Genomic DNA, 21,130 nt, shown 5'->3' on the forward strand with positions numbered 1-21,130 from the left:
GGAAAAATGTATACAGACTTCACTAACAAACTTGATGGAATTTTCGGGATATTCTGTTTCTACCGACTCCAAAGTATTAAAAAGAATGTATTGAAATCCACAAGAAAACCAAGGAGGAAATCAAGGAGCTGGCCTATAAAACCTAAGCTATGAATAGGTTATGACTTTTAAAAGATAGCCATCAAGCACTTTACATTCATTTAATAAAAGCTAAAAATTATAAACTATTCTATGACCGCAATCAAGCTAGATACAAAAATCAAAAAGAATACTGGACTCCCTGTTATTGGGGTTTTTGCCACCTGTGATCCACGGATTGACGAAGATTCCCGTGTGCGAGCTGGAAACATCATAAAAATGGCCGCAGAACAACTTTCAGGTACCATCCAAACCCCAAATGGAACCAACGTACCTGTGGTTTATTCTGATGTTTTGGTAGATGGTGAAAACCAAGCGGATACGGTGGCCGCCCAATTTAAGGCCGCTGGGGTAAATATTTTGGTATGTGTGCCGGATACATGGGCTTTCCCACAATTGACGGTAATGTCCTTGCTATCACATTTCCCGGTCGATACGCCCTTTAATTTTACCACAGGGAACAGCGGCCCAAGACCGGGCGTTGTGTTTACCCATGCCACGAACGGTGCCCTGGCCCAATCGGGAAGGTTGGTGCACATAAACGTTGGGAGTTGGGCAGATACTGGATTGAACCCAACAATGACCGATGAAACAAGGGATGCGCTTGTGGATTGGTGCTATGCAGCGGTTACGATCCAAGGTTTGAAAGGGAAACGTGTTTTGGTGTTCGGACATGATTCCATGGGAATGGAAACGGCCTTGCCCCATGTGGCAGCTACACGTAACCAGTTTGGACTTGAGATCACAAGAATGGATATGAAATTTCTAGCTGATCTGTTAACTAGGGAGTCTTACGATAAAGAAGAATTGGCCAGACTTCGTGATTGGCTGGTGGAAGGTTCTGCAGGAATAGAGCTTCCCGGGGACATTGATAATGAAAATCTGGATAAAAGCCTTGCCCTGTATCTGATCGTTAGGGATTTAATGCAAGAACTTAATGCCATAGGTGGCGGATTTATGAGCCAGTTGGAATGGGGTTCCGATGCGCGTGGAATTCCACTTCCAGTTGCAGATATCATGGAATCACTTTTTAATTCCACATTTGACCATAATGGACCAAAAGAGGTAATTCCATACGCAACAGAGGCCGATGTACAAGCTTTGTTGACCCAACTGTTCATGACTTGGCTCTCTGGTGGCAACCCACCCCTGTTCATGGATTTTAGAAAAGTATGGAGCCCGGATGAGATCAAAACTTTTGCCGCTTCGCAAAATGTGGATTTGAAGGGGGATACGCGGTGGGAACAAAAAGGTTTTGTGGACGGAGTGAACTCTGGGTCAGCTTCATTCGATTGGGCCGCCTTGCCAGGTACGGATTCCAAAGAAATTATAAAGAACATCACTTTTCCAAAAGCAGTGGAGTATTTTTCCTATTTGGGAAATTCCGTCCATTTCATTTCACCAGCAGGGATAGAGGGTATTGCTGCCCGATTGGCCTATAGTTCCCTTTCAGGAATGTTCTCTATGGTCTGGGATGAGGCGGAGACTGTACTTCCACCTCAAAAATTGGCCCGGGCCGTATGTGAAACGGCAAATCCAACCTGGCCACATACCTTTGTGATGCCCAAATACGCCACAATGGATGAGTACAAGCATTACGCCCCGGCCAACCATTTTCATATGACATGGAACTTAAAAAGAGCTAGATTACAATTCTGGATGGATATGGCCAATGTACTTTCCGTTACGCCTTGGGCTTCAAAGCCAGTCTATGAAGAAGGTGTAGATCGCCCTATACCATTACTGTATATCATTAATGGAGGGGAAGACCAAGCTAAGCTAAGGCGTCAAAAATAGTGCACCTATGAAATTTACGATTGGATTGGATTTTGGGACAGGAGCTGGAAGAGCCTGTATTCTAAATATGGAATCGGGCCAAATTGTGGCTACCGGAGCCTGCCCGTATAAAGGGGGAGAGGAAGGCACCTATATCGATGACAACAATCCACTAATGGCCAGACAGCACCCCATGGAGTATTTAAGGGCTTTGGAAGTAGCTGTTAAAGTGGCCATGAAGGTGTATTTATCCAAAGGATACAAGACGGAGGATATAAAGGGCATAGGGGTGGATGCAACAGGTTCAACACCAATCCCGGTTAAAAATAATATGGTGCCCTTGGCAGCACTTAGTCAATTTGAGGACAATCTCAATGCGTATGCCTGGCTCTGGAAGGATCATACCGCGGTTAATGAGGCTTTGGAGATAACTGAAAAGGCCACAATGTCCAGACCTGAATACTTATCCAAATGTGGGGGAACCTACTCCTCGGAATGGTTCTGGTCCAAAATTTGGCATTGTTTAAAGGTGGCCCCGGACGTTTTCGAAGCGGCGGACAGTTGGGTTGAGCAATCCGACTTTATCCCCGCTGTTCTGGCAGGTGTTTCGGATGTAAGAGACTTAAAAAGAAATGTTTGTGCAGCAGGTCATAAAGCCATGTATTCAAAAAGTTGGGGTGGACTGCCCGATAAGGAATTCCTGTCTTCCTTGGATGACCAGCTCGCCGAACTTAGGGATAGGTTGTATGATGAGGTATACACCTTTGAGGAATCCCAAGGGGGCTTATCTGTGGAATGGGGTGAACGATTGGGTTTGCCAGAGGGCATCCCGATTGCCGTTGGGGCTTTGGATGCCCATGTGGGTGCTATTGGTGCAGGTATTGGAAATGGTAAATTTGTCAAGATCATTGGAACGTCGACCTGTGACATAATGGTATTTCCATTGGAAAACCACCCAAAAGATTTTAACGGGGTTGCAGGCATTGTGGAGGAATCGGTGCTCCCTGGAAATATAGGAATAGAGGCTGGTCAAGCGGCCGTGGGCGATTTGCTCAATTGGTGGGTACAGCACCTTTGTAAGGAAGATACATCCTATCACACTGTCCTAACGCAAAAAGCAACCCAATTGCGTGCCGGTGAAAGTGGATTGATAGCGTTGGACTGGAACAATGGGAATCGTAATATTTTGGGGGATCAACAATTATCGGGTCTTATCTTGGGGCAGACCTTGGCCACTTCCGATCATGAAATTTACAGGGCACTTATAGAGGCAACCGCCTTTGGAGCCCTGAAAATTATCAGAAGGGTCGAAGAAGAGGGAATAGTCATCGACGAAATCATAGTTACGGGTGGAATAGGTCATAAAAATGAAATGTTCATGCAGATTTATGCCGATGTGATCGGATATCCGGTCCGACTGGTGGAAAACCCCGAAACAGTTGCAGTAGGGGCCGCTATAATGGCCGTTGCCTCATATAGGAAAAATGTTGGTGAGCCCATCCCCATTGATGAAATCGTTGCTAAATTGTCGGTGCCATCAGATAAGGTATATATACCCAACACCTCTGAAAATAGTATCTATTCACGTCTTTTTAAAATATATTCCCAGCTTCATGTTGCATTTGGAGAGAAAAGCAATGAGGGGGAAACACTTTTCAATGTCATGAAAGACTTGATCACTATTCGGAATGAAGTATCAAAACAATAAAGTCTACAAATCCAAGGCTTTTCAAAAAATGGAAGTTATGAGAATTAATTTGACACATTTAGGAAGGCTTTTTTTGTTGCTGGCGTTGCCGATATTTATGAACACCTCATGCAAACAAAACCCAGGAGAAAATAATGCCAATAAAAGAGAAAAGTCGCAAGCTATGACAGCTCAGCAAGAACAGAACAACAACTACGTAAACGATGTTGCTTTTCTAAAAAGATACATGGAGATTATTGAACTTTATGATGATAAAGGTAATGGTAAGGTAGCTATTGCGCCCTCATTACAGGGAAGAGTGATGACCAGTACCACAAAATATGAAAATGGACAAAGTTTTGGCTGGCTCAATTACGATTTGATAGAATCTGGGGAGATCAAGGAGCATTTCAACCCGGTTGGTGGGGAGGAACGGTTGTGGCTTGGGCCCGAAGGTGGCCAGTTTTCCATTTATTTTAAGCCGGGCGCTTCTTTTGAGCTTGACAATTGGTATGTGCCCAAGGAATTGGACACAGAACCCTTTGACTTAAGCAGTAAGCGCACAGATCAAATCAGTTTTACAAAACGGATGAGCTTGTTGAACTATGCTGGGACCATGTTCGATTTGACCGTGGACCGTACAATTCGGATGGTTAATAGGGACAAGGTCGCCGAAGTTTTTGGAATTACTTTGGAAGAAGGAATCGATATGGTAGGATTTGAGACAGAAAATAAACTGACCAATGTTGGGGAGCATACATGGAACGAGAAAACAGGAATGTTGTCCATATGGATATTGAGCATGCTCAACCCCAGTGAGAACACCCATGTTATTCTGCCCTTCAAAAAAGGAAGCGAATCGGCATTGGGCAAAATACTGACGGATTATCGTTTCAGTGGGGATGGGGTTCCATCAGATAGATTGTCGATATTGGAGGACAAAGGGATAGTCATATTCAAGGCTGATGGTCAAAATAGGGGTAAAATTGGGATATCCCAAAAGAGGGCACTTCCCATTGCCGCCAGTTACGATTCGCAAAACGAAGTATTGACATTGGCTTATTTTACACTGCCAGAAGCGGAAAAGGGATATGTGAACTCCTTATGGGAGATTCAGGATGAACCTTTTGCGGGCGATGCCGTAAACTCCTATAACGATGGACCCTTGGAAGATGGAACCCAATTGGGCCCTTTTTATGAAATTGAGAGTTCATCCCCGGCTGCCGAACTTGAGAAGAATGAATCTTTGGTTCATGTTCACGGTACGATCCATTTTCAGGGTGACAAAGGCAAATTGGAAAAATTGACCAAAAAACTGTTTAATTTGGAATTGGATGAGATAGGGACTGATTGAACAATCTTTAAATGGCATGTTCGATAAATTGTAACTTGTTTCTGAATAAATATTTTCATTTATGAATCTTAATCTGAAGGATAAAGTAATATTGGTGACGGGTGGGGATAAAGGTATTGGTTTCGGGATTTGTCAAAGACTGGCCAAGGAAGGAGCGATTCCCTTTATAGTTGGAAGAACTAAAAAAGATGTTAAGAAAGCGGTGAGTCATATCCAAAAGGAGGGAGGTAAATGTTCATTTTCTCTAGCCGAATTGACCAGGCCAGAGGAATGTAGAGCAGCGGTAGCTAAGGCTGTCATGGAATATGGACGGATTGATGGATTGGTCAATAATGCTGGTGTAAACGATGGTGTTGGCCTTGAACATGGAAACTACGAGGACTTTATGAAATCCTTAGATAAAAACCTGACCCATTATTACCTCATGTTTGAGTATTCCTTACCCCATTTAATTAAAAATAGCGGAAATGTTGTAAATATTAGTTCAAAGACCGCCATTACAGGTCAGGGAGGTACATCAGGATATGCTGCGGCTAATGGTGGGCGTAACGCTCTTACCGAAAGCCTAGCTATACAATATTTTAATAAGGGGATTCGAGTAAATGCTGTCATTGTTTCCGAGAGTTTTACCCCGCAATACAAGCGGTGGATTAAACAGTTTCCTAATGCCGACGAGCTCTTGCAGTCCATTGAAAACAAGATACCATTGGAAAAGAGAATGACAACGCCAGATGAAATAGCAGATACAACAACATTTTTGCTCTCTGAGAAATCCAAGTGCATTACAGGTCAACTTTTTTATGTTGATGGAGGGTATGTTCATTTGGATAGGGCAATTTATTAAAGGAATTCGATTGCTTTTTCCTACTAACTACATAGGAAATGGGTTCACTGTTTTTTGGTTTTTAAATAAGCAATACCGAACTGATTTGGAATTGTAGGATTAACTACATTCGATTAGTTGCTCCTATTTTTTGTTGGAAGAAGTGTAAGTACTCTTAAATCCCCTACAGTTTAGGTATTACAAAATAGTTTTTTTTCTGTTATGGAAAAGCCAGCTTTTCAATAACGCCTCAAAAATTCCAAGGGTGTCTTTTTTTTAGTGACTCATCGAGTCTTTTTCGTTATAATGGTTCATCCATTGTTCGGTCACTACCCTGATCTGTTCCAGTAATTCGAACAGATAGGCATTGAGCAACTTCTGTCGGTAGCTTCTGTTGAAGCGCTCGATAAGACTGTTTTGGACAGGTTTCCTGGGTTGGATATACTTGATCCCGATATTTTTAGCCTTGTATCATAGCTGAAAGTTGGTAGAGGTTAACTCAGGCCCGTTGTCCACGCATATGACCGATGGCCTTCCCATGATTGCGACCAACCTCTCCTGCTCCCTGATCAATCTCCGTAAACCGATGGAGATATCGGCAATACTCCAAAGTACATCCCTGTTGAAGTCGTCGATGACGTTCAGCACCCGGAAGGTCTTACCATAGTCTAGGCCGTCCTGCATGAAGTCTATGCTCCAGACAATATTCTGTCCAATGGGTAGGGGCAGGGGTTCTTTCACCCGTTTTGGCACCCTGTGCTTCCGTTTGCGCCTAACACTGAGTCCCATCTGCTTGTAGACCCTATAGACACGTTTATGGTTCCATGGATGTCCTTGGACCCGCAACATTAGGATCATCTTTCTAAACCCATATGTGGGGTGTTTTTGGGCAACCGATCAAGGTTTATCCGCTGGCCCCTAGAGCTTTTTTTGAATCAGGTTTTTCAGTGCTTAGTTCTGATGGGCCAGTTCGGCGTACAACTGCCTGTCGGCAGGAAGGTCTGCTTGTAACGCGAAAGTTCTGCTTCCATTTGCTTCAGCTTCTTGAGCTGTGAGGCGTCCATTCCCCCATTTTTTCCCTTCCAATTGTAAAAGGTGGAAGCACTGATGCCATGTTCCTTGCAGAGCTCCTTCACGAAATTCCCAGTCTCGTGCTGTTTGATGATTTTGACCACTTGAGTCTCTGTGAACCTACCTCTCTTCATGTCTCTAAATTTACGGTTATTCTATTTTTGACCGTAGCTGTTTTTAAGGGAACTCAAGAGGACAAAGTTCAAACTTTTTGAAAGGCGATATTGAAATTATCATCAACCAATCATTACATGTTAGGAGGGTTTGATTTTTAATAATAGACCTTCGGGCACATTATCCGAAAGGGGTTAAATACCTTCACAGTATCACTGGTCTGGTAAAATTTTATACCTCTTACCTAACGATTCAACGGATTAGATTATGTACGAACTGAAGACAATTATGTAAGATTGGTAATGTCTATTTTGAATCTTGATTCAAAAATCGTTTGCGGACAATTCTTGCAGTTTGATGTTCCCCAGTATGACTCCATCCCGGGGGCATGAACAGATATAATATTTTGTTTTTTAGGCCTGGAGCATTGACCGCATCTTTGTAGAGTGCTTTGAATTCACCAAAATATACATCAAGGAAACTTCCCGAATCCATCTCACGGGTTATGCCATATTGGATGGGAAGATGGTCTTCCTCATCTTGATAGGTTCCAAAAACCCTATCCCAAATGTTCAAGAGGTTACAGAAGTTGGTGTCCATATACAGCGGATTTCTACCGTGGTGAACCCGATGGTGCGAGGGAGTTAAAATAAGTTTTCCAAGGAACCCTAAACGTCCTTTTTGTAGCACATGCTCACCAACATGGATAAAAGTGGCATAGGTAATATCCAGCAGAAGTATGGAAAAGAACAGCTTTGGGTCAACTCCAAGGAGCATGCATGTTGCGGTACGGATAAAATCAGCATACGGGAACTCGAGAAAAAAATGCGCATGGTTTACGGATAAGTTCATGGTCTCCGCCGCATGGTGTGGGGAGTGGAGGCACCAGAGCAAACGAACTTTGTGGCCAAAATAGTGATAGATAAAACTGCCCAGTTCCCAGACTACATATCCATAAATAAACCAATACCAAGTGTAAGAGATCTGAAAAGGTGCATATTCTTGAAAGAAACCGATACACCATACCATGGTGCCCAATGAAAGAATACGGCCAATCACCCTATTGAAGACAATAATGAAGAAATTTACTTTGTACGTCTTTAATTGTTCCCTTTCCCTGAAAAAAACAATGTAGAACTCAACAAAAAGTAAAATGGGAAGCGCTAGGAAGATACAGGACATGATACCATCAAAACTTTTGAAAAAGGCGTAGTTTTCTGTTTTTAAGACTTCCAGTATGCTGGTGAAGCCCAAAAAATTCATTATTTCCTCAAAAACTACATTCAAGAAATCCATAAGTTGATCGTATTTCATTTAGTTCAAATATACTATTTTTTATGTATGAACATATGAACATGTCTATAGGTAAACGGTACACGTAAACATTTTAATCGTTCTGTTGGGGCAGACTAACCAGAGTTTGCTATAAGTGTCATATTTAGGCCATCAATAATTCAAGGGTTACTATAATAATGAATTGATAAAAAAGAAACATTTTTTTTGGCAACATGCAACAAATATCTATATTTGAGCATATGTATGAACATATGAACATAATATACCTGATTTTTGATTGGCCAAAGATGGGCTAGGTTGGGTAAAAGAGATGATATTTTAATAGAATTATTTGAGTTGTTGGGTTTAGTTCTAAAAATGAATGATGGGAAGAAGGAAGTGTCGATTCAATGCTTTCGGTCTTCCCATTTTCATTTGATGACTTGTTCAACAAAGTGTACCGTTAACTAAACTATCCTTCAAACTATGTGTTTATGAAATATTTGCGATTGATTTTATTACTGTCGGTCATGGCTGTATTAAGTTGTGATGACGACCCAGAACAAAACCCCGAAGGGTTTACCGAGTTCGTCACCAACATTGATGGCGACTGGAAGATTGACCAAGTGCTCCAGAATGGGAACGATATCACCGATCTTATGGATTTTCAGTCCTTTTCCCTGCAATTATCGTATGAAAACGGGATACCATCTTCATATACCCTTTCCAATTTAACAACACCTTTTGCTTTGGAGCAGGCGAATGGGAGCTGGTCATTTGATGATCCTGTATATCCTACCAAGATTAATTTCTCGGATGGTACAAGCCTGGATATTCAGGGAGCAGTGCTTTCCGGTGGGGATGAGCTTACAGTGACAGTTCCAATGGGCTGTACCTCTAATACATATACGTATCGATTGAGCAAATAACCAGAAACTAACATGCACTGAAATGAAAAACAAGCTATACAAACTAAAACGCATCCTGTTTCAGCCAAAAGCACTGTTTCTACTGTTTTTGTTGTTGAGCATGTGCATTACCATCAATAATGTAAATCAACCCACTTCCATGGGTATTGGGGAAAGAATGGACATCACTATAGATGTTGATGTTGCCCCTGCCGAAGATGCGGCCCACAACATTATATTTGGCGTTTTGGCTCCTGAGGCTTGGGACATAGCTTCCAATGCCACGGTTTCCTATACTTCTGATAATGGAAATGGGACCATGCGACTGGCCAATGGTGCCGACCCTGATTATGCTACACCTATTATGGATCTTGCCGGAATCGGTGAAAATTATGGTCTAGTAGAGTGGGTGGTGTTCATCTCCGATGAAACGGTATCTGGTGCAAACGGCGTAAACTTTTCCGGACAGATCCAGCTTTCCATGGATGTCGGGATCGATAACCTTAAAACACAACTGGGATATATTGTGGGAACTTCGGGATATGGTATCACTGCGGGAGAGACCGATATAAGGTTCACCCCTTGCATGGAAGTGACCGGAGGGTCCAATCCGTTGATAGACCTCTGTGGTCCACTTCCCTTTCCCGTTACCTTTCAACCGACGGAATATACATATGATGATATTATCCATATTGGGTTTGATGCCATAAAGGGATCTGAAGGATCACCAACAGCGCTTTCAGGGGCTACTGATGTATATTTCTGTGCCAAGGCTGTTATAGATGGACAAGCTGTTGAGGTGTGCGATAATGCCAGTATCACCAAAATGCGTAGTACCGGCAATGACCAATGGGAAATATCCATATGGCCCAGACAGCTTTTCAATGCCTTGCCAAGTCAGGAAATTGAGGATATCACCTTCAGTTTTATCAATGAAAACGGAGATGTCGAGGTCAAGAATCCAGATACCGGGGAAGACTTTCAAATAATAGCCAACTGTACGAATTAAAAACATGACGATTATGAAAAACAGAACAAAAGGCCTTGTTGTCATTTTTTTGGTGCTTGGCAATCTTGTGGCCTTTGCACAAAACATTACCATTCAAGGGGTGATCACAGCGGAGGACGATGGTCTTCCGCTACCCGGGGCCAACGTAGTGGTGAAGGGTATGGCCATTGGTGCCTCTGCCAACTTTGATGGAGAATATACCTTGGAAGTCCCGAGTGGGGATGTAACTTTGGTTTTCAGCTATCAGGGGTTTAGTTCCCAAGAAGTTTCGGTGGGTGGACAACGGACCATCAATGTGGCCTTGAAAACGGATGTGAACGAATTGGACGAGGTGGTCATCATCGGGTATGGAAGCACGACCAAGAAAGATCTTACGGGGTCTATTGCCACCATTAAATCCGAGGATTTGGAATCAGTACGTTCCACTACGGCCGATGACTTTGTGCAAGGAAGGGTCTCGGGACTGTTATTGACCCAAACTTCGGGTCAACCCGGGGGTGCCACTTCTGTCCGGATTCGGGGAAGTAGTTCCATCAATGCCAGTAATGAACCTTTATATGTAATCGATGGTTTTCCTGTGGACAACAACAGTGACAACCTTTCCGCAGGTGTGGCCGAGGGGCCTTCCATCAATGCCCTTTCTACCTTGAGTGCCAACGATATTGCCTCCATAGATGTGTTGAAGGATGCTTCCGCTACGGCCATTTATGGTTCCCGTGGGGCCAATGGGGTCATCATAATTACCACAAAGAGAGGATTGAACGGCGATGCCCAAATCAATTACGATACCTACTTAGGGGTCAGTGAGGTTATAAAAAAGCTGGATGTGCTCAATGCATCACAATTTGCATTTTACGTGAACGAGTCCAGGTACAATGGTTCGGGAGACCCTAGGTTTTATACAAACCCAATTTCTTTTGGAGTGGGTACCGATTGGCAGGATGAAATTTTCAGGACGGCCATTACCAAAAGCCATGACCTTTCCATAAAGGGAGGGAACCAAGATATCAGGTATGCTGTTTCCGGGTCGTATTTAGATCAGGAAGGAGTGGTTATTGAAACCGATTTTAAACGATACAATTTTCGGGTAAACCTCGATTTTAAGGCTACGGAAAAATTGTCCATTGAGAACTCCTTGAGTTTGAACAGGACCAATTTCAATACGGCCAGGACCGAGACCACAGGAGGGGTGGAGGTTGCCAGTAGTGCCATTACGGGGGCATATCAATTCAATCCCCTATTGCCTGTTTTCGATCCCGAAGGGAATTATACCAAAGGAAATTTCATTGTTCAGGACGATGGAACCTTTGTGAACGAAGTAAGCAACATCCAAGAACAAATACCCAATTTCCCAAGCCCAGTGGCTTATCAAAATCTATCGGAAAGTAAGGGCAAGGCCACAAGGATATTGGACAATTTGGCCATTAAATGGGACGTGGCCAAAAATCTACAGTTGAAGACTACTTTAGGTGTGGATTTGAACATCAACGAACAGTTTTATTTTAGGACCGAGGAAATCGATTTTGGAAATTCACCAGGGGCTTTTGCGGCCCAAGCCAAGAATACGGCCACCAGCTATTTGGCGGAGTCTACTTTGAATTACACCAATACCTTTAACAATAGACATCGTGTGAATGCCTTGGTAGGGGCTTCGTGGCAAGATTTCACCATTGAATCCCTTTCAGGGAATGCCTTGGGATTCCCAACGGAAAATTTTGGTTCCAATAACTTGGGACTTGGGTTGAACCCTGGGGTAAGCTCCAATATCATAGAATCCAGATTGATTTCCTATTTTGGAAGGGTCAACTACATTCTGGACAACAAGTACATCTTTACGGCCACTTCGCGGGTTGACGGTTCGTCCAAGTTTGGGGATGGCAATAAATATGGATTTTTCCCATCAGGAGCTTTCGCATGGAATGTTTCGGAAGAAGATTTTCTTCAGGACTCCGGACTCTATCTAAAACTGCGTTTGGGGTACGGAATCATAGGTAATGAGTCCATTGCACCCTATTCCGCGCAATCCACGTTTAAGCCTACCTATCATTCCTTTAATGATAATGAGGTGGTGGGGCAATTGCCCAGTACACCGGCCAACAGTGCCCTTAAATGGGAGCGTACCGAGCAATACAATATTGGTTTGGACCTCGGATTTTTCAATGACCGATTGGGATTCACTATTGACGGATACCGAAAAAATACGGAAGATTTGTTGCTGAACCTCCAAGTACCTTCACAAACCGGATATATCCAAAGTGTGGTCAATGCCGGAAGTGTGCGTAACGAAGGAATTGAATTGGGCATCAATGCACAAATGTTCAAGGGGAAGTTCAATTGGGACGTTAACCTGACCGGGGCCTATAACAAGAACAAGATTTTGGATTTGGCCGGCTTGGACAATATTCCAACAGGCTTTGGGATTCTGGGTATTACCAATTGGCAGTTGCTTGTGGAAGGTGGCGAGATCGGAGCATTCTACGGTTATGTTTCGGATGGCATCGTTCAATTGGATGATGACCCTGCAACCACCCCTAGGTTTGCAACCGACACCTTTACCCCCGGAGAGCGAAAGTATAAGGATTTAAATGGAGATGGTGTCATCGATGCCGATAATGACAGGACCTTCATCGGAAATCCCATTCCAGAATACACCTTTGGGATAAACAATACCATTACTTGGAAAAGCTGGGATCTTAATATATTCATGCAAGGGGTATATGGCAATGAAATAGCCAACTTCAATAGGATCAACCTTGAAAATTTAAATGGTCAAGGAAATGTATTGTTGGAGGCTTTCTCAAACAGATGGACCCCGAACAACCCCAGCAATACCTACACTAGGGCCGCGGATGGTCCTCGGAACATTGTGTTTTCTGACCATTATGTAGAGGATGGCTCTTACTTAAGATTAAAATCGGCCACTTTGGGGTATTCCATACCGGGTAAATTTTTATCCAGGATGAAAATCAACAAACTTAGATTTTATCTCACGGGAAAGAACCTGTTCACCCTTACCGATTATAGCGGAGTGGACCCAGAAGTCAGCTTTGGAGGACAGAACAACAACCTTAGTGCAGGAGCGGATTTTGGGGGATATCCTACCTCAAGGACCTTTCTCTTGGGTCTTAACGTAAACTTTTAAAAGTCAAAATCATGAAACAATTCAAAAAATATAGAATGTACTTCGCTGCCCTGATTTTGATCTTGGGTTGTGAAAGTGCCTTGGAAGAGGAAGTGAAGACCTTTTATACCGAGGATACATTTTACCAAACAGAGCAGGACGTCAAATTGGCCATTAATGGGATTTATGGACATTTGGGAGCCACTTTTGATGAAACATTGAACGCCAAGGGGCTATATTTTGCCAACTATTGGACGGCGAATGCTTTGCTGTCAGATGAAGGGGAAACCAGTTTCAATAGAGGGGATGGATACAACCAGCTCTCTGCAATGGCCCATACACCAGAGAATACCATAGCCTTGGAAATTTGGTCCAATCTTTACTTGGGCATCAACGCGGCCAACATGGCCATCGTTAACATCCCGGACGTTGAGATGGATGGGGATACCAAGGATGATTTGTTGGGCGAAGCCCATTTCTTGAGAGGGCTTCTCTATTTTGAATTGGTGCGTTTCTTTGGCGATGTACCATTGCAATTGGAACCCCAAAAAGTATTTACTTCAAGTGCTTTCTTGGGTAGGGCATCCGTTTCCGAAGTCTACACCCAGATTTTTGAAGATCTGTCCATGGCAGAAAGCAGCCTTCCCTCCGAACAGACCGGGGTGGACAATGGTCGGCCCACCAGCTGGTCGGCCAAGGCTTACATGGCCAAAGCAGCCCTTCAGCAAGGGGAAAACCTTCAATTGGCAAAAAGTAAACTGGAAGAAATCATGACCAGCGGACGATTTGGGCTTTGGGAAGACTACGCGGACGTTTTCAAAATTGCCAACAACAACGGCAAGGAAGTCTTGTTTGCCATAAGCTTTTTGGAAGGTACGGATTTGTTCACCACCCTGTGGGAAGGTGGACATTTGGTCTACAGGACACTCCCTGGAGGTGTCTATGGAGGTAGACCCAATGGTGGAGGCTTGGAGATACCAACCATGGCCCTGTATAATTCCTTTGATGATGAGGATAGAAGAAAAGAAGTGACCTTCATGACCGAAGATGTCATCAACGGGGAGTTGGTGGAATTTGACTCTCCCCATATCGTAAAATATTGGGACCGGGTAGCAGAGCCCTTGGTGAACAATACGGCCAATGACCTCCAACTTATTCGCTATGCGGATATATTGCTCATGTATGCCGAAGTGCTGAATGAACAAAATAATGGGAGCACACCAGCAGCGTTGGACGCCATCAATGAAGTGCGGAAAAGGGCACGATTTGCCGATGGGGTGGAGCGCAACATTCTTCCCGATTTATCCGCAATGGGATACGAAGCTTTCAAAGAAGCCATACTGGAAGAAAGAAAAAAAGAACTTACATGGGAAGGCCATCGTTGGTTCGATTTGGTTCGATTTGGCAAACTGGAAGAAAAGGTTACCGAGGCCAAGCCCGGGGTTCCCGTGGCAGCAAGACATAACCTGCTTCCCATACCCCAAAGAGAAAGGGATATTAACCAAAACCTGACACAGAACACAGGCTATTGATATGAACAACACTTATTTTAAGGCCCTTAAGGTAGTTTGCATAATGTTGGTGACCTTGGGTGGTTTTTCGGCCTGGGCGTCTGAAAACATTGCCAAGCAAGCCACTGTGAAAGTCTCTTCCCAATTGGTAGGAAATGAAGCCTCCAATTTGATGGATGGGCTGATTCGCTTGGATGGACAGGGGGAATGGGCCTGTGTTGGCGAACGTAAGGCATGGGGAGCCAATATATTACCCTGGCTCCAGATGGATTGGGACAGACCGCGGAGCATCAACAGCATTGTTATTTATGATCGTCCCGGTTTAGAAGAACACACCGCTGGAGGCGTTTTAAGGTTCAGCGATGGTTCCTTGATTCGCGTAAACACCATTCCCAACAATGGCGATGCCAAGAAAGTGGAGTTCCCAACAAAAACAGTGGAATGGGTTCGCTTTGAGGTCACCGATGGGGAAGGGCTACATCTAGGTCTATCCGAAATGGAAGTGTTTACTTCGCCCACTGATAGCACAAACCCATTGCATTGGGTGAATCCGTTTGTGGAGTCGGCCAAAGGCCGGTATTTTTTCTTCACTCCCGGTGCACACCCCATGGGAATGGTCGCTGCGGCACCCGTGACCCGCAATAAAAATCAATACGGTGGAGGGTACAGTTACAATTCCACGGAAGTATTGGGTTTTGGACAGATTCACGGTTGGTGCCTTTCAGGAATACAGATCATGCCCACGTTGGGGAACATAGACCCTACCTTGGGAGGTCAAGGTTGGAAATCCAGTTTTAGTCATGACGATGAAGTGGCCATGCCGGGATATCAACGTCTGTATCTAAAGAAGCATCATGTCTGGACAGAACTGACCAGTACCAAGCGTACTACCCTGTATCGCTTTACATATACCCAAGCGGACAAGGCCAGTATATTGACCAATTTGGGAGGATATTTGGGAAATTCAACCATGATCAATGCGGATGTTCGTAAAGTCAGCCAAAATGAACTGGAAGGCTCGTTTGATTCAGCTGGAAGGTTTTGGGGCGGGCCGGAGAAGGTCAAAGTGTTTTTTGTTATCCAGTTTGATAAACCTTTCAAGAACTTGGACGGATGGAAGGATAAGGAGAAATTCAGCGATATTACCACTATAAAAGGCTCCGATACCATGACCCGAAGGGATTCGGTCGTTTTTGCGGGAATTACCCAGAGTTATTGGAATGCACCCACTACAGGTGTTGCTGCTACCTATGATGTAAATGCAGGTGACGAGGTTCAGATGAAAGTGGCCATTTCGTACACCTCCGTGGAAAACGCCCATAAAAATCTTCAAACCGAAGCACCCCATTGGGACTTTGACCGCTATAAGGAAGATGCCTTCAACATATGGGAAGAGCAGTTGGGAAAGATTGAAGTCAAGGGAGGAACAGAACAACAACGGGTAAAATTCTACACAGACCTATGGCACATTTTGTTGGGAAGAAGAATCCTGAACGATGTCAGCGGGGATTATCCGGATTATACCCAAGGAGAACGCCAAGGAACCTTCACAAAAGCCAGCCTGAAAGTAAGAACGCTACCCAAGGATAAGGATGACAAGTCAAGGTTCAACATGTACAATTTTGATGCGCTTTGGCTTACCCAATGGAACCTGAACATTGTTTGGGGGTTGGCTTGGCCGGAAGTTTTGGATGATTTCTCGGCTTCTTTGGTCCAGTATGCCGATAATGGAGGGCTGTTACCCAGAGGTGCCATAGCAGGAGGATATTCCTATATCATGACAGGAAACCCGGCAACAAATATGTTGGTGAGCACCTACATGAAGGATTTGATGACAAAAACAAATCCCAAACATGCCTTCCAAGTGATGAAGCGCAATCACATGCCCGGTGGTATGATGAGCGATTCCGCAGAGGACCTTGAGTTTTATATGGCCAATGGATACTGCCCTGATAATGCCGGAAAGACCCTGGAGTGGGCTTTTCAGGATTGGTCGCTTTCCCAAATGGCAAAAAAGATGGGGAAGACAAAGGATTATGCCTATTTTTCAAAAAGAGCTGAAGGGTGGTCCAAATTGTTCCATCCCGACTTAAAGCTGGTATTGCCCAAAGACCGATCGGGGAATTGGCTTCATATGGATTTGCTCTCAGGTCAGGGTTGGGTAGAGTCCAACGCATGGCAAGGAACCTGGTCCGTGTCCCATGGTATTACGGAATTGTCTAAGCTTATGGGTGGAAACGAAACCTTGGCAGATAAACTCAACTTTGCTTTTGAGCAAGCAGCTCCCCAGGATTTTGTATTTGGATATTCGGATGGATATGTCAGTTATGCCAATCAACCAGGCTGTTCCAACGCTCATATTTTTAGCCATGTTAAAAAACCTTGGCTCACCCAATATTGGGTAAGAAGGGTAAACGAACAGGCTTACGGTGCCACGACCGTGGACCAAGGCTATGGCGGACATGATGAGGACCAAGGCCAGATGAGTGGCGTAAGTGCGTTGATGTCCATGGGACTTTTTAGCTTGACGGGGAACAATTCCGTCACCCCTAAATATGAAATTACCAGTCCGGTTTTTGACGAGATAACCATAAAACTCAACCCAACCTATTACCAAGGAAAAGAGTTTACCATCAAAACCTTGGACAACAGTAAAGAGAACAGTTATATCCAAAAGGCAAGGTTGAACAATGAGCCGCACCAAACATTTTGGTTTACCCATGATGTTTTTCAAAAGGGAGGGGAGCTTATCCTGCAACTTGGGCCTGAACCCAATACCAATTGGGGAATTCAAGATTGAACGTATAGCAAAAAGGAACCTTCCATCAACAGAAGGAGTCAGCAATGAAAAAAGGGATTGTAACATCTGGGATTTGGTCTTTTGTACTCTTGATTTTGGGTGCGTCGTGCACAGAGGGTACAAAGCAGAGGGAATATCTCTTCCAGCCAGTGGCGGCCAAAGCCTCTGGAATCCATTTTTCCAATGACCTTCCCTTGGATGACGATTTGAATATCCTCAACTACATCTACTACTTCAATGGTGGAGGTGTTGCGGTGGGCGACATCAATAATGATGGATGGGACGATCTTTTCTTTACGGGAAACCAAGTTTCCAACAAATTATACCTGAACCAAGGCAATCTAAGGTTCAAGGATATCACCGAAGAAGCAGGTCTGGAGTCCAAAGGATGGTCTTCTGGGGTGAGCATGGTGGATATCAATACAGATGGTTGGTTGGATATTTATGTGTCCCGATCTGGACATTTAGATCCAGAACAACGAAAAAACCTACTCTACATTAACCAAGGTGATGGAACCTTCGAGGAAATGGCCCAGGAATACGGGTTGGCAGATTCTTCGTATTCCACACAATCCGCTTTTTTGGATTATGACAAGGATGGTGATTTGGACATGTACCTGCTCAACCATATGCACCAAATGACCGGGATGAACAATCCTGTGCCACGAAAACTGAATGGGGAATCCGAAAGCAATGACAAACTGTACCGCAACGATGGTGTTGGTCCATTTGGGCACCCAGTCTTTACGGATGTTTCTGATGAAGCTGGTATTACGATTGAAGGGTTTGGTCTTGGGGTAGGGATAAGCGACCTTAATCAAGATGGGTATCCGGATATTTACGTGTCCAACGATTTTATTTCCAATGATATCCTGTATATCAACCAAGGGAACGGAACTTTTAAGGACAGATCCAAGGAGTTTCTCAGTCACCAAAGCCATAATGGTATGGGCAATGACATTGCCGATATCAACAATGACGGTCTTACCGATGTTTTGGTATTGGATATGCTGCCTTCGGATAATCGTCGTAGGAAACTGATGCTGAACAAACCCAACCACAACCTTTTTGAATTCAGCAAAAGTGTAGGCTATCAACCCCAATACATGCGGAACACCTTCCAATTAAACAATGGAAGCCAGGCCCCGTTCAGTGAGGTGGGCCAACTTATGGGTATTAGCAGTACGGACTGGAGTTGGGGAGGATTGATGGCTGATTATGACCGCGATGGTCTAAAGGATATGTTCATCACTACGGGCTACCTCAAGGATATGACCGATTTAGATTTCATCGTGTATCGTAGAAAACAGTTCAAGTTTAGGACCAGGGAGGAAGCGGACAGTATATACTTGGCCAGTATCAACAAACTGCCCGAGGTAAAGCTCCAAAACTATTTTTATAAGAACAATGGCGGGTTGAAGTTCATGAACACTTCATCTACATGGGTCCCTGAATCTCCTGGTTTTTCAAATGGAGCCGTGTACGCGGATCTGGACAATGATGGAGACCTTGACATTGTCACCAACAACATCAATGAGAAAGCCACTGTACTGGAGAACACCTCTTCCCACAGCAAAAATAATGGAGGTCATTCCCTAAAACTCATTTTTAAAGGCCCAAAGACCAATCCAAATGGGATAGGGGCAAAAGTATGGGCCTATGCCGGGAGTACGGTTCAGTTTTCAGAGAACTATACCACCAGAGGGTTTCAATCCAGCGTGGCGCCCTCACTGTATTTCGCATTTCCGGAAGATCAAAAAATGGATAGCCTTATCGTAGTTTGGCCAGATGGAAAAGGAAAGATCTATTCCAATGGAGGGATGGACACTACGTTGACACTAGAGTATTCCGATGCTTCTGAGATATCTGAGCGGATCCGTACGGTTGAAAAAAATCAAATGTTTTCCAAGGTTGATAAGATGATTCCTTTTGAACATCAGGAAATCCCTTTTTCAGATTTTGATATAGAACCACTCATTCCGCAAAAGTTTTCCAGCAATGGACCTTCCCTTGCAGTTGCCGATGCCAATGGTGATGGCTTGGATGACCTTTTCATTGGAGGCTCGCATGGTTTTTCAGGTCAGCTGTATATCCAACGTAAAGATGGACGCTTTGAAAATAAAACCTTTGAAAGTAATGCAGAGCATGAAGATGTTGGGGCCATATGGTTTGATGCGGACGGCGATGGGGACAATGACTTATATGTGGTCAGTGGAGGGTCCGAATTCTCGCTGATGAAGCCAAGACATTATCAGGATAGATTGTATATAAACGATGGTCATGGGAATTTAACCATGGCCGAGGATGCTTTGCCCGCCATGAACACGAGTGGGGGTTGTGTAATTGCTTCTGATTATGACCAAGATGGGGATTTAGATCTTTTTGTAGGCGGAATGGTTGTTCCCGGAAGCTATGGGGTGGCACCCAAAAGCTATGTGTTGGAAAACAACCAAGGGAGGTTCACCGATATCACCCGCTCAAAATTGGGTGAACAGGAATTGGGAATGGTTACCTCAGCCCTTTGGACCGACGTGGACAATGATGGTTGGGTAGATTTAGTGGTTGTGGGGAAATGGATGCCGGTAACCCTGTACAAAAATCAAAAAGGAAGTTTTAAAAAAGTTGTATTGCCCAATTCATCGGGTTGGTGGAACAGCATCAATGGCGGGGATTTTGACAATGACGGGGATATGGATTATATCGTCGGGAACCAAGGAACCAATAGCGTGTATAGGGCATCAGGGGAATATCCCATGGAACTGCATGTTGGGGATTTTGACAAGGATGGCAGAGTGGACCCCTTGATCACGCAATATGGTCTAAGTCCCGATAGGGCTATGATGAGCTACCCGCTGGCATCAAGGGATTTATTGGCAGAACAAATGGTTTCCATTAAAAGTAGATATAAAAATTATCGTTCCTATGCCGATGTCCAGATTGAAGACCTCCTTTTGAACAATATGGCCGATAACCCTATCAAGAGAACCGTAGAAAATTTGGAGAGCCTATATATTGAAAACAAAGGAGGGGGCAAGTTCAATGTAAAGCCCTTACCCACGGAGGCCCAATGGGCGCCAATTATGGGCACTACCATCACAGATGTGGACTTGGATGGGAACTTGGACGTCATCCTTATAGGCAACTTTTACGAGTACGAGGTGGGCTATGGACAGAACGATGCCTTTTTGGGACTTGTCCTAAAAGGGGATGGTACGGGAAACTTCAAACCAAAAAATCAAAAAAATACCGGCTTTATGGTCAATGGAAATGCCCGTGCCTTGGTCCGGGTACTGGGGAAAAAGGGGGAACTGTTGGTTTCTTCCATCAATAATGATTGCCTTAGTGTACACCGCAACAATCAAGGTTTGGGAAATGTGATAATGATCCCGCGCGATGCGCAATCAGGTATCATCACCTTGGAAAATGGTAAACAACGAAAAATGGAATTCTATAATGGCGAGGGGTATTTGTCCCAATCCACCAGAAAGGTGCTATTGCCCAAGAATGCCAACATTAAGTTTAACACAAAACAGAAGTAAAGTC

Annotated in this window: 14 protein-coding genes and 1 pseudogene; 10 read left to right on the top strand and 5 right to left on the bottom strand. The window is 44.1% G+C overall.

Annotated elements, in window-relative coordinates; translation table 11 throughout:
• The first annotated feature begins 231 nt into the window (after nt 1-231).
• The 4 genes from ACO6S0_RS05855 (at nt 232) to ACO6S0_RS05870 (ending at nt 5,799) form a co-directional block, all read left to right on the top strand.
• The gene (locus ACO6S0_RS05855; protein WP_422351065.1) at nt 232-1,935 is read left to right on the top strand and encodes a hypothetical protein; all 1,704 of its coding nucleotides are present in this window, start codon (nt 232-234) and stop codon (nt 1,933-1,935) included.
• A gap of 7 nt (nt 1,936-1,942) precedes the next feature.
• On the top strand, nt 1,943-3,622 hold the full coding sequence (locus tag ACO6S0_RS05860) for a ribulokinase (protein WP_422351066.1): 1,680 nt from the start codon (nt 1,943-1,945) through the stop codon (nt 3,620-3,622).
• A 37-nt stretch (nt 3,623-3,659) separates the two neighbouring features.
• On the top strand, nt 3,660-4,955 hold the full coding sequence (locus tag ACO6S0_RS05865; protein ID WP_422351067.1) for a DUF6786 family protein: 1,296 nt from the start codon (nt 3,660-3,662) through the stop codon (nt 4,953-4,955).
• Nucleotides 4,956-5,016: 61 nt separating this feature from the next.
• Nucleotides 5,017-5,799 carry an SDR family oxidoreductase gene (locus ACO6S0_RS05870; RefSeq protein WP_422351068.1) on the top strand — a complete coding sequence of 261 codons (783 nt, stop codon included), beginning with the start codon at nt 5,017-5,019 and terminating at the stop codon, nt 5,797-5,799.
• A 255-nt stretch (nt 5,800-6,054) separates the two neighbouring features.
• On the opposite strand, the gene ACO6S0_RS05875 is transcribed toward ACO6S0_RS05870, so the two are convergent.
• From ACO6S0_RS05875 to ACO6S0_RS05895, 5 genes and pseudogenes are all read right to left on the bottom strand, one after another.
• The gene (locus ACO6S0_RS05875; protein ID WP_422351806.1) at nt 6,055-6,234 is read right to left on the bottom strand and encodes an integrase core domain-containing protein; all 180 of its coding nucleotides are present in this window, start codon (nt 6,232-6,234) and stop codon (nt 6,055-6,057) included.
• Nucleotides 6,235-6,249: 15 nt separating this feature from the next.
• Nucleotides 6,250-6,462 carry a hypothetical protein gene (locus ACO6S0_RS05880; RefSeq protein WP_422351069.1) on the bottom strand — a complete coding sequence of 71 codons (213 nt, stop codon included), beginning with the start codon at nt 6,460-6,462 and terminating at the stop codon, nt 6,250-6,252.
• Between the two features lie 84 nt (nt 6,463-6,546).
• Nucleotides 6,547-6,654, bottom strand: a pseudogene (locus ACO6S0_RS05885) (IS3 family transposase); the annotation flags it as partial.
• A gap of 68 nt (nt 6,655-6,722) precedes the next feature.
• Nucleotides 6,723-6,983 carry a transposase gene (locus tag ACO6S0_RS05890; RefSeq protein WP_422351070.1) on the bottom strand — a complete coding sequence of 87 codons (261 nt, stop codon included), beginning with the start codon at nt 6,981-6,983 and terminating at the stop codon, nt 6,723-6,725.
• A 286-nt stretch (nt 6,984-7,269) separates the two neighbouring features.
• Nucleotides 7,270-8,277, bottom strand: coding sequence for a sterol desaturase family protein (locus ACO6S0_RS05895; RefSeq protein WP_422351071.1), 1,008 nt, complete (start codon nt 8,275-8,277; stop codon nt 7,270-7,272).
• Between the two features lie 455 nt (nt 8,278-8,732).
• Between ACO6S0_RS05895 and ACO6S0_RS05900 the strand changes: the two genes are divergently transcribed.
• Genes ACO6S0_RS05900 through ACO6S0_RS05925 form a run of 6 tightly spaced genes read left to right on the top strand, consistent with a single transcriptional unit; the run spans nt 8,733 to nt 21,126 of the window.
• On the top strand, nt 8,733-9,167 hold the full coding sequence (locus ACO6S0_RS05900) for a DUF5004 domain-containing protein (RefSeq protein ID WP_422351072.1): 435 nt from the start codon (nt 8,733-8,735) through the stop codon (nt 9,165-9,167).
• 22 nt (nt 9,168-9,189) lie between these two features.
• Nucleotides 9,190-10,155, top strand: a complete 966-nt coding sequence (locus ACO6S0_RS05905) for a DUF4961 domain-containing protein (RefSeq protein ID WP_422351073.1) — start codon at nt 9,190-9,192, stop codon at nt 10,153-10,155.
• 13 nt (nt 10,156-10,168) lie between these two features.
• Complete coding sequence (locus ACO6S0_RS05910; protein WP_422351074.1) at nt 10,169-13,297, top strand: SusC/RagA family TonB-linked outer membrane protein; 3,129 nt, start codon at nt 10,169-10,171, stop codon at nt 13,295-13,297.
• An 11-nt stretch (nt 13,298-13,308) separates the two neighbouring features.
• A complete protein-coding gene (locus ACO6S0_RS05915; RefSeq protein ID WP_422351075.1) occupies nt 13,309-14,808 on the top strand; it encodes a RagB/SusD family nutrient uptake outer membrane protein in 1,500 nt (499 codons plus the stop codon).
• 1 nt (nt 14,809) lies between these two features.
• Nucleotides 14,810-17,587 (top strand): GH92 family glycosyl hydrolase, encoded by a 2,778-nt coding sequence (locus ACO6S0_RS05920; protein WP_422351076.1) that lies wholly within the window; start codon nt 14,810-14,812, stop codon nt 17,585-17,587.
• 44 nt (nt 17,588-17,631) lie between these two features.
• Nucleotides 17,632-21,126, top strand: a complete 3,495-nt coding sequence (locus ACO6S0_RS05925; RefSeq protein ID WP_422351077.1) for a VCBS repeat-containing protein — start codon at nt 17,632-17,634, stop codon at nt 21,124-21,126.
• Nucleotides 21,127-21,130: the final 4 nt, after the last annotated feature.

The organism is Flagellimonas sp., from assembly GCF_965233845.1.
Classification (GTDB): domain Bacteria; phylum Bacteroidota; class Bacteroidia; order Flavobacteriales; family Flavobacteriaceae; genus Flagellimonas.

What these genes read in the sequence shown, in the direction of transcription:
- ACO6S0_RS05870 (WP_422351068.1), top strand. Translation starts at nt 5,017, where the DNA reads ATGAATCTTAATCTGAAGGATAAAGTAATATTGGTGACGGGTGGGGAT.
- ACO6S0_RS05855 (WP_422351065.1), top strand. Translation starts at nt 232, where the DNA reads ATGACCGCAATCAAGCTAGATACAAAAATCAAAAAGAATACTGGACTC.
- ACO6S0_RS05865 (WP_422351067.1), top strand. Translation starts at nt 3,660, where the DNA reads ATGAGAATTAATTTGACACATTTAGGAAGGCTTTTTTTGTTGCTGGCG.
- ACO6S0_RS05925 (WP_422351077.1), top strand. Translation starts at nt 17,632, where the DNA reads ATGAAAAAAGGGATTGTAACATCTGGGATTTGGTCTTTTGTACTCTTG.
- ACO6S0_RS05905 (WP_422351073.1), top strand. Translation starts at nt 9,190, where the DNA reads ATGAAAAACAAGCTATACAAACTAAAACGCATCCTGTTTCAGCCAAAA.
- ACO6S0_RS05860 (WP_422351066.1), top strand. Translation starts at nt 1,943, where the DNA reads ATGAAATTTACGATTGGATTGGATTTTGGGACAGGAGCTGGAAGAGCC.
- ACO6S0_RS05915 (WP_422351075.1), top strand. Translation starts at nt 13,309, where the DNA reads ATGAAACAATTCAAAAAATATAGAATGTACTTCGCTGCCCTGATTTTG.
- ACO6S0_RS05895 (WP_422351071.1), bottom strand. Translation starts at nt 8,277, where the DNA reads ATGAAATACGATCAACTTATGGATTTCTTGAATGTAGTTTTTGAGGAA.
- ACO6S0_RS05920 (WP_422351076.1), top strand. Translation starts at nt 14,810, where the DNA reads ATGAACAACACTTATTTTAAGGCCCTTAAGGTAGTTTGCATAATGTTG.
- ACO6S0_RS05880 (WP_422351069.1), bottom strand. Translation starts at nt 6,462, where the DNA reads ATGCAGGACGGCCTAGACTATGGTAAGACCTTCCGGGTGCTGAACGTC.
- ACO6S0_RS05890 (WP_422351070.1), bottom strand. Translation starts at nt 6,983, where the DNA reads ATGAAGAGAGGTAGGTTCACAGAGACTCAAGTGGTCAAAATCATCAAA.
- ACO6S0_RS05910 (WP_422351074.1), top strand. Translation starts at nt 10,169, where the DNA reads ATGAAAAACAGAACAAAAGGCCTTGTTGTCATTTTTTTGGTGCTTGGC.
- ACO6S0_RS05900 (WP_422351072.1), top strand. Translation starts at nt 8,733, where the DNA reads ATGAAATATTTGCGATTGATTTTATTACTGTCGGTCATGGCTGTATTA.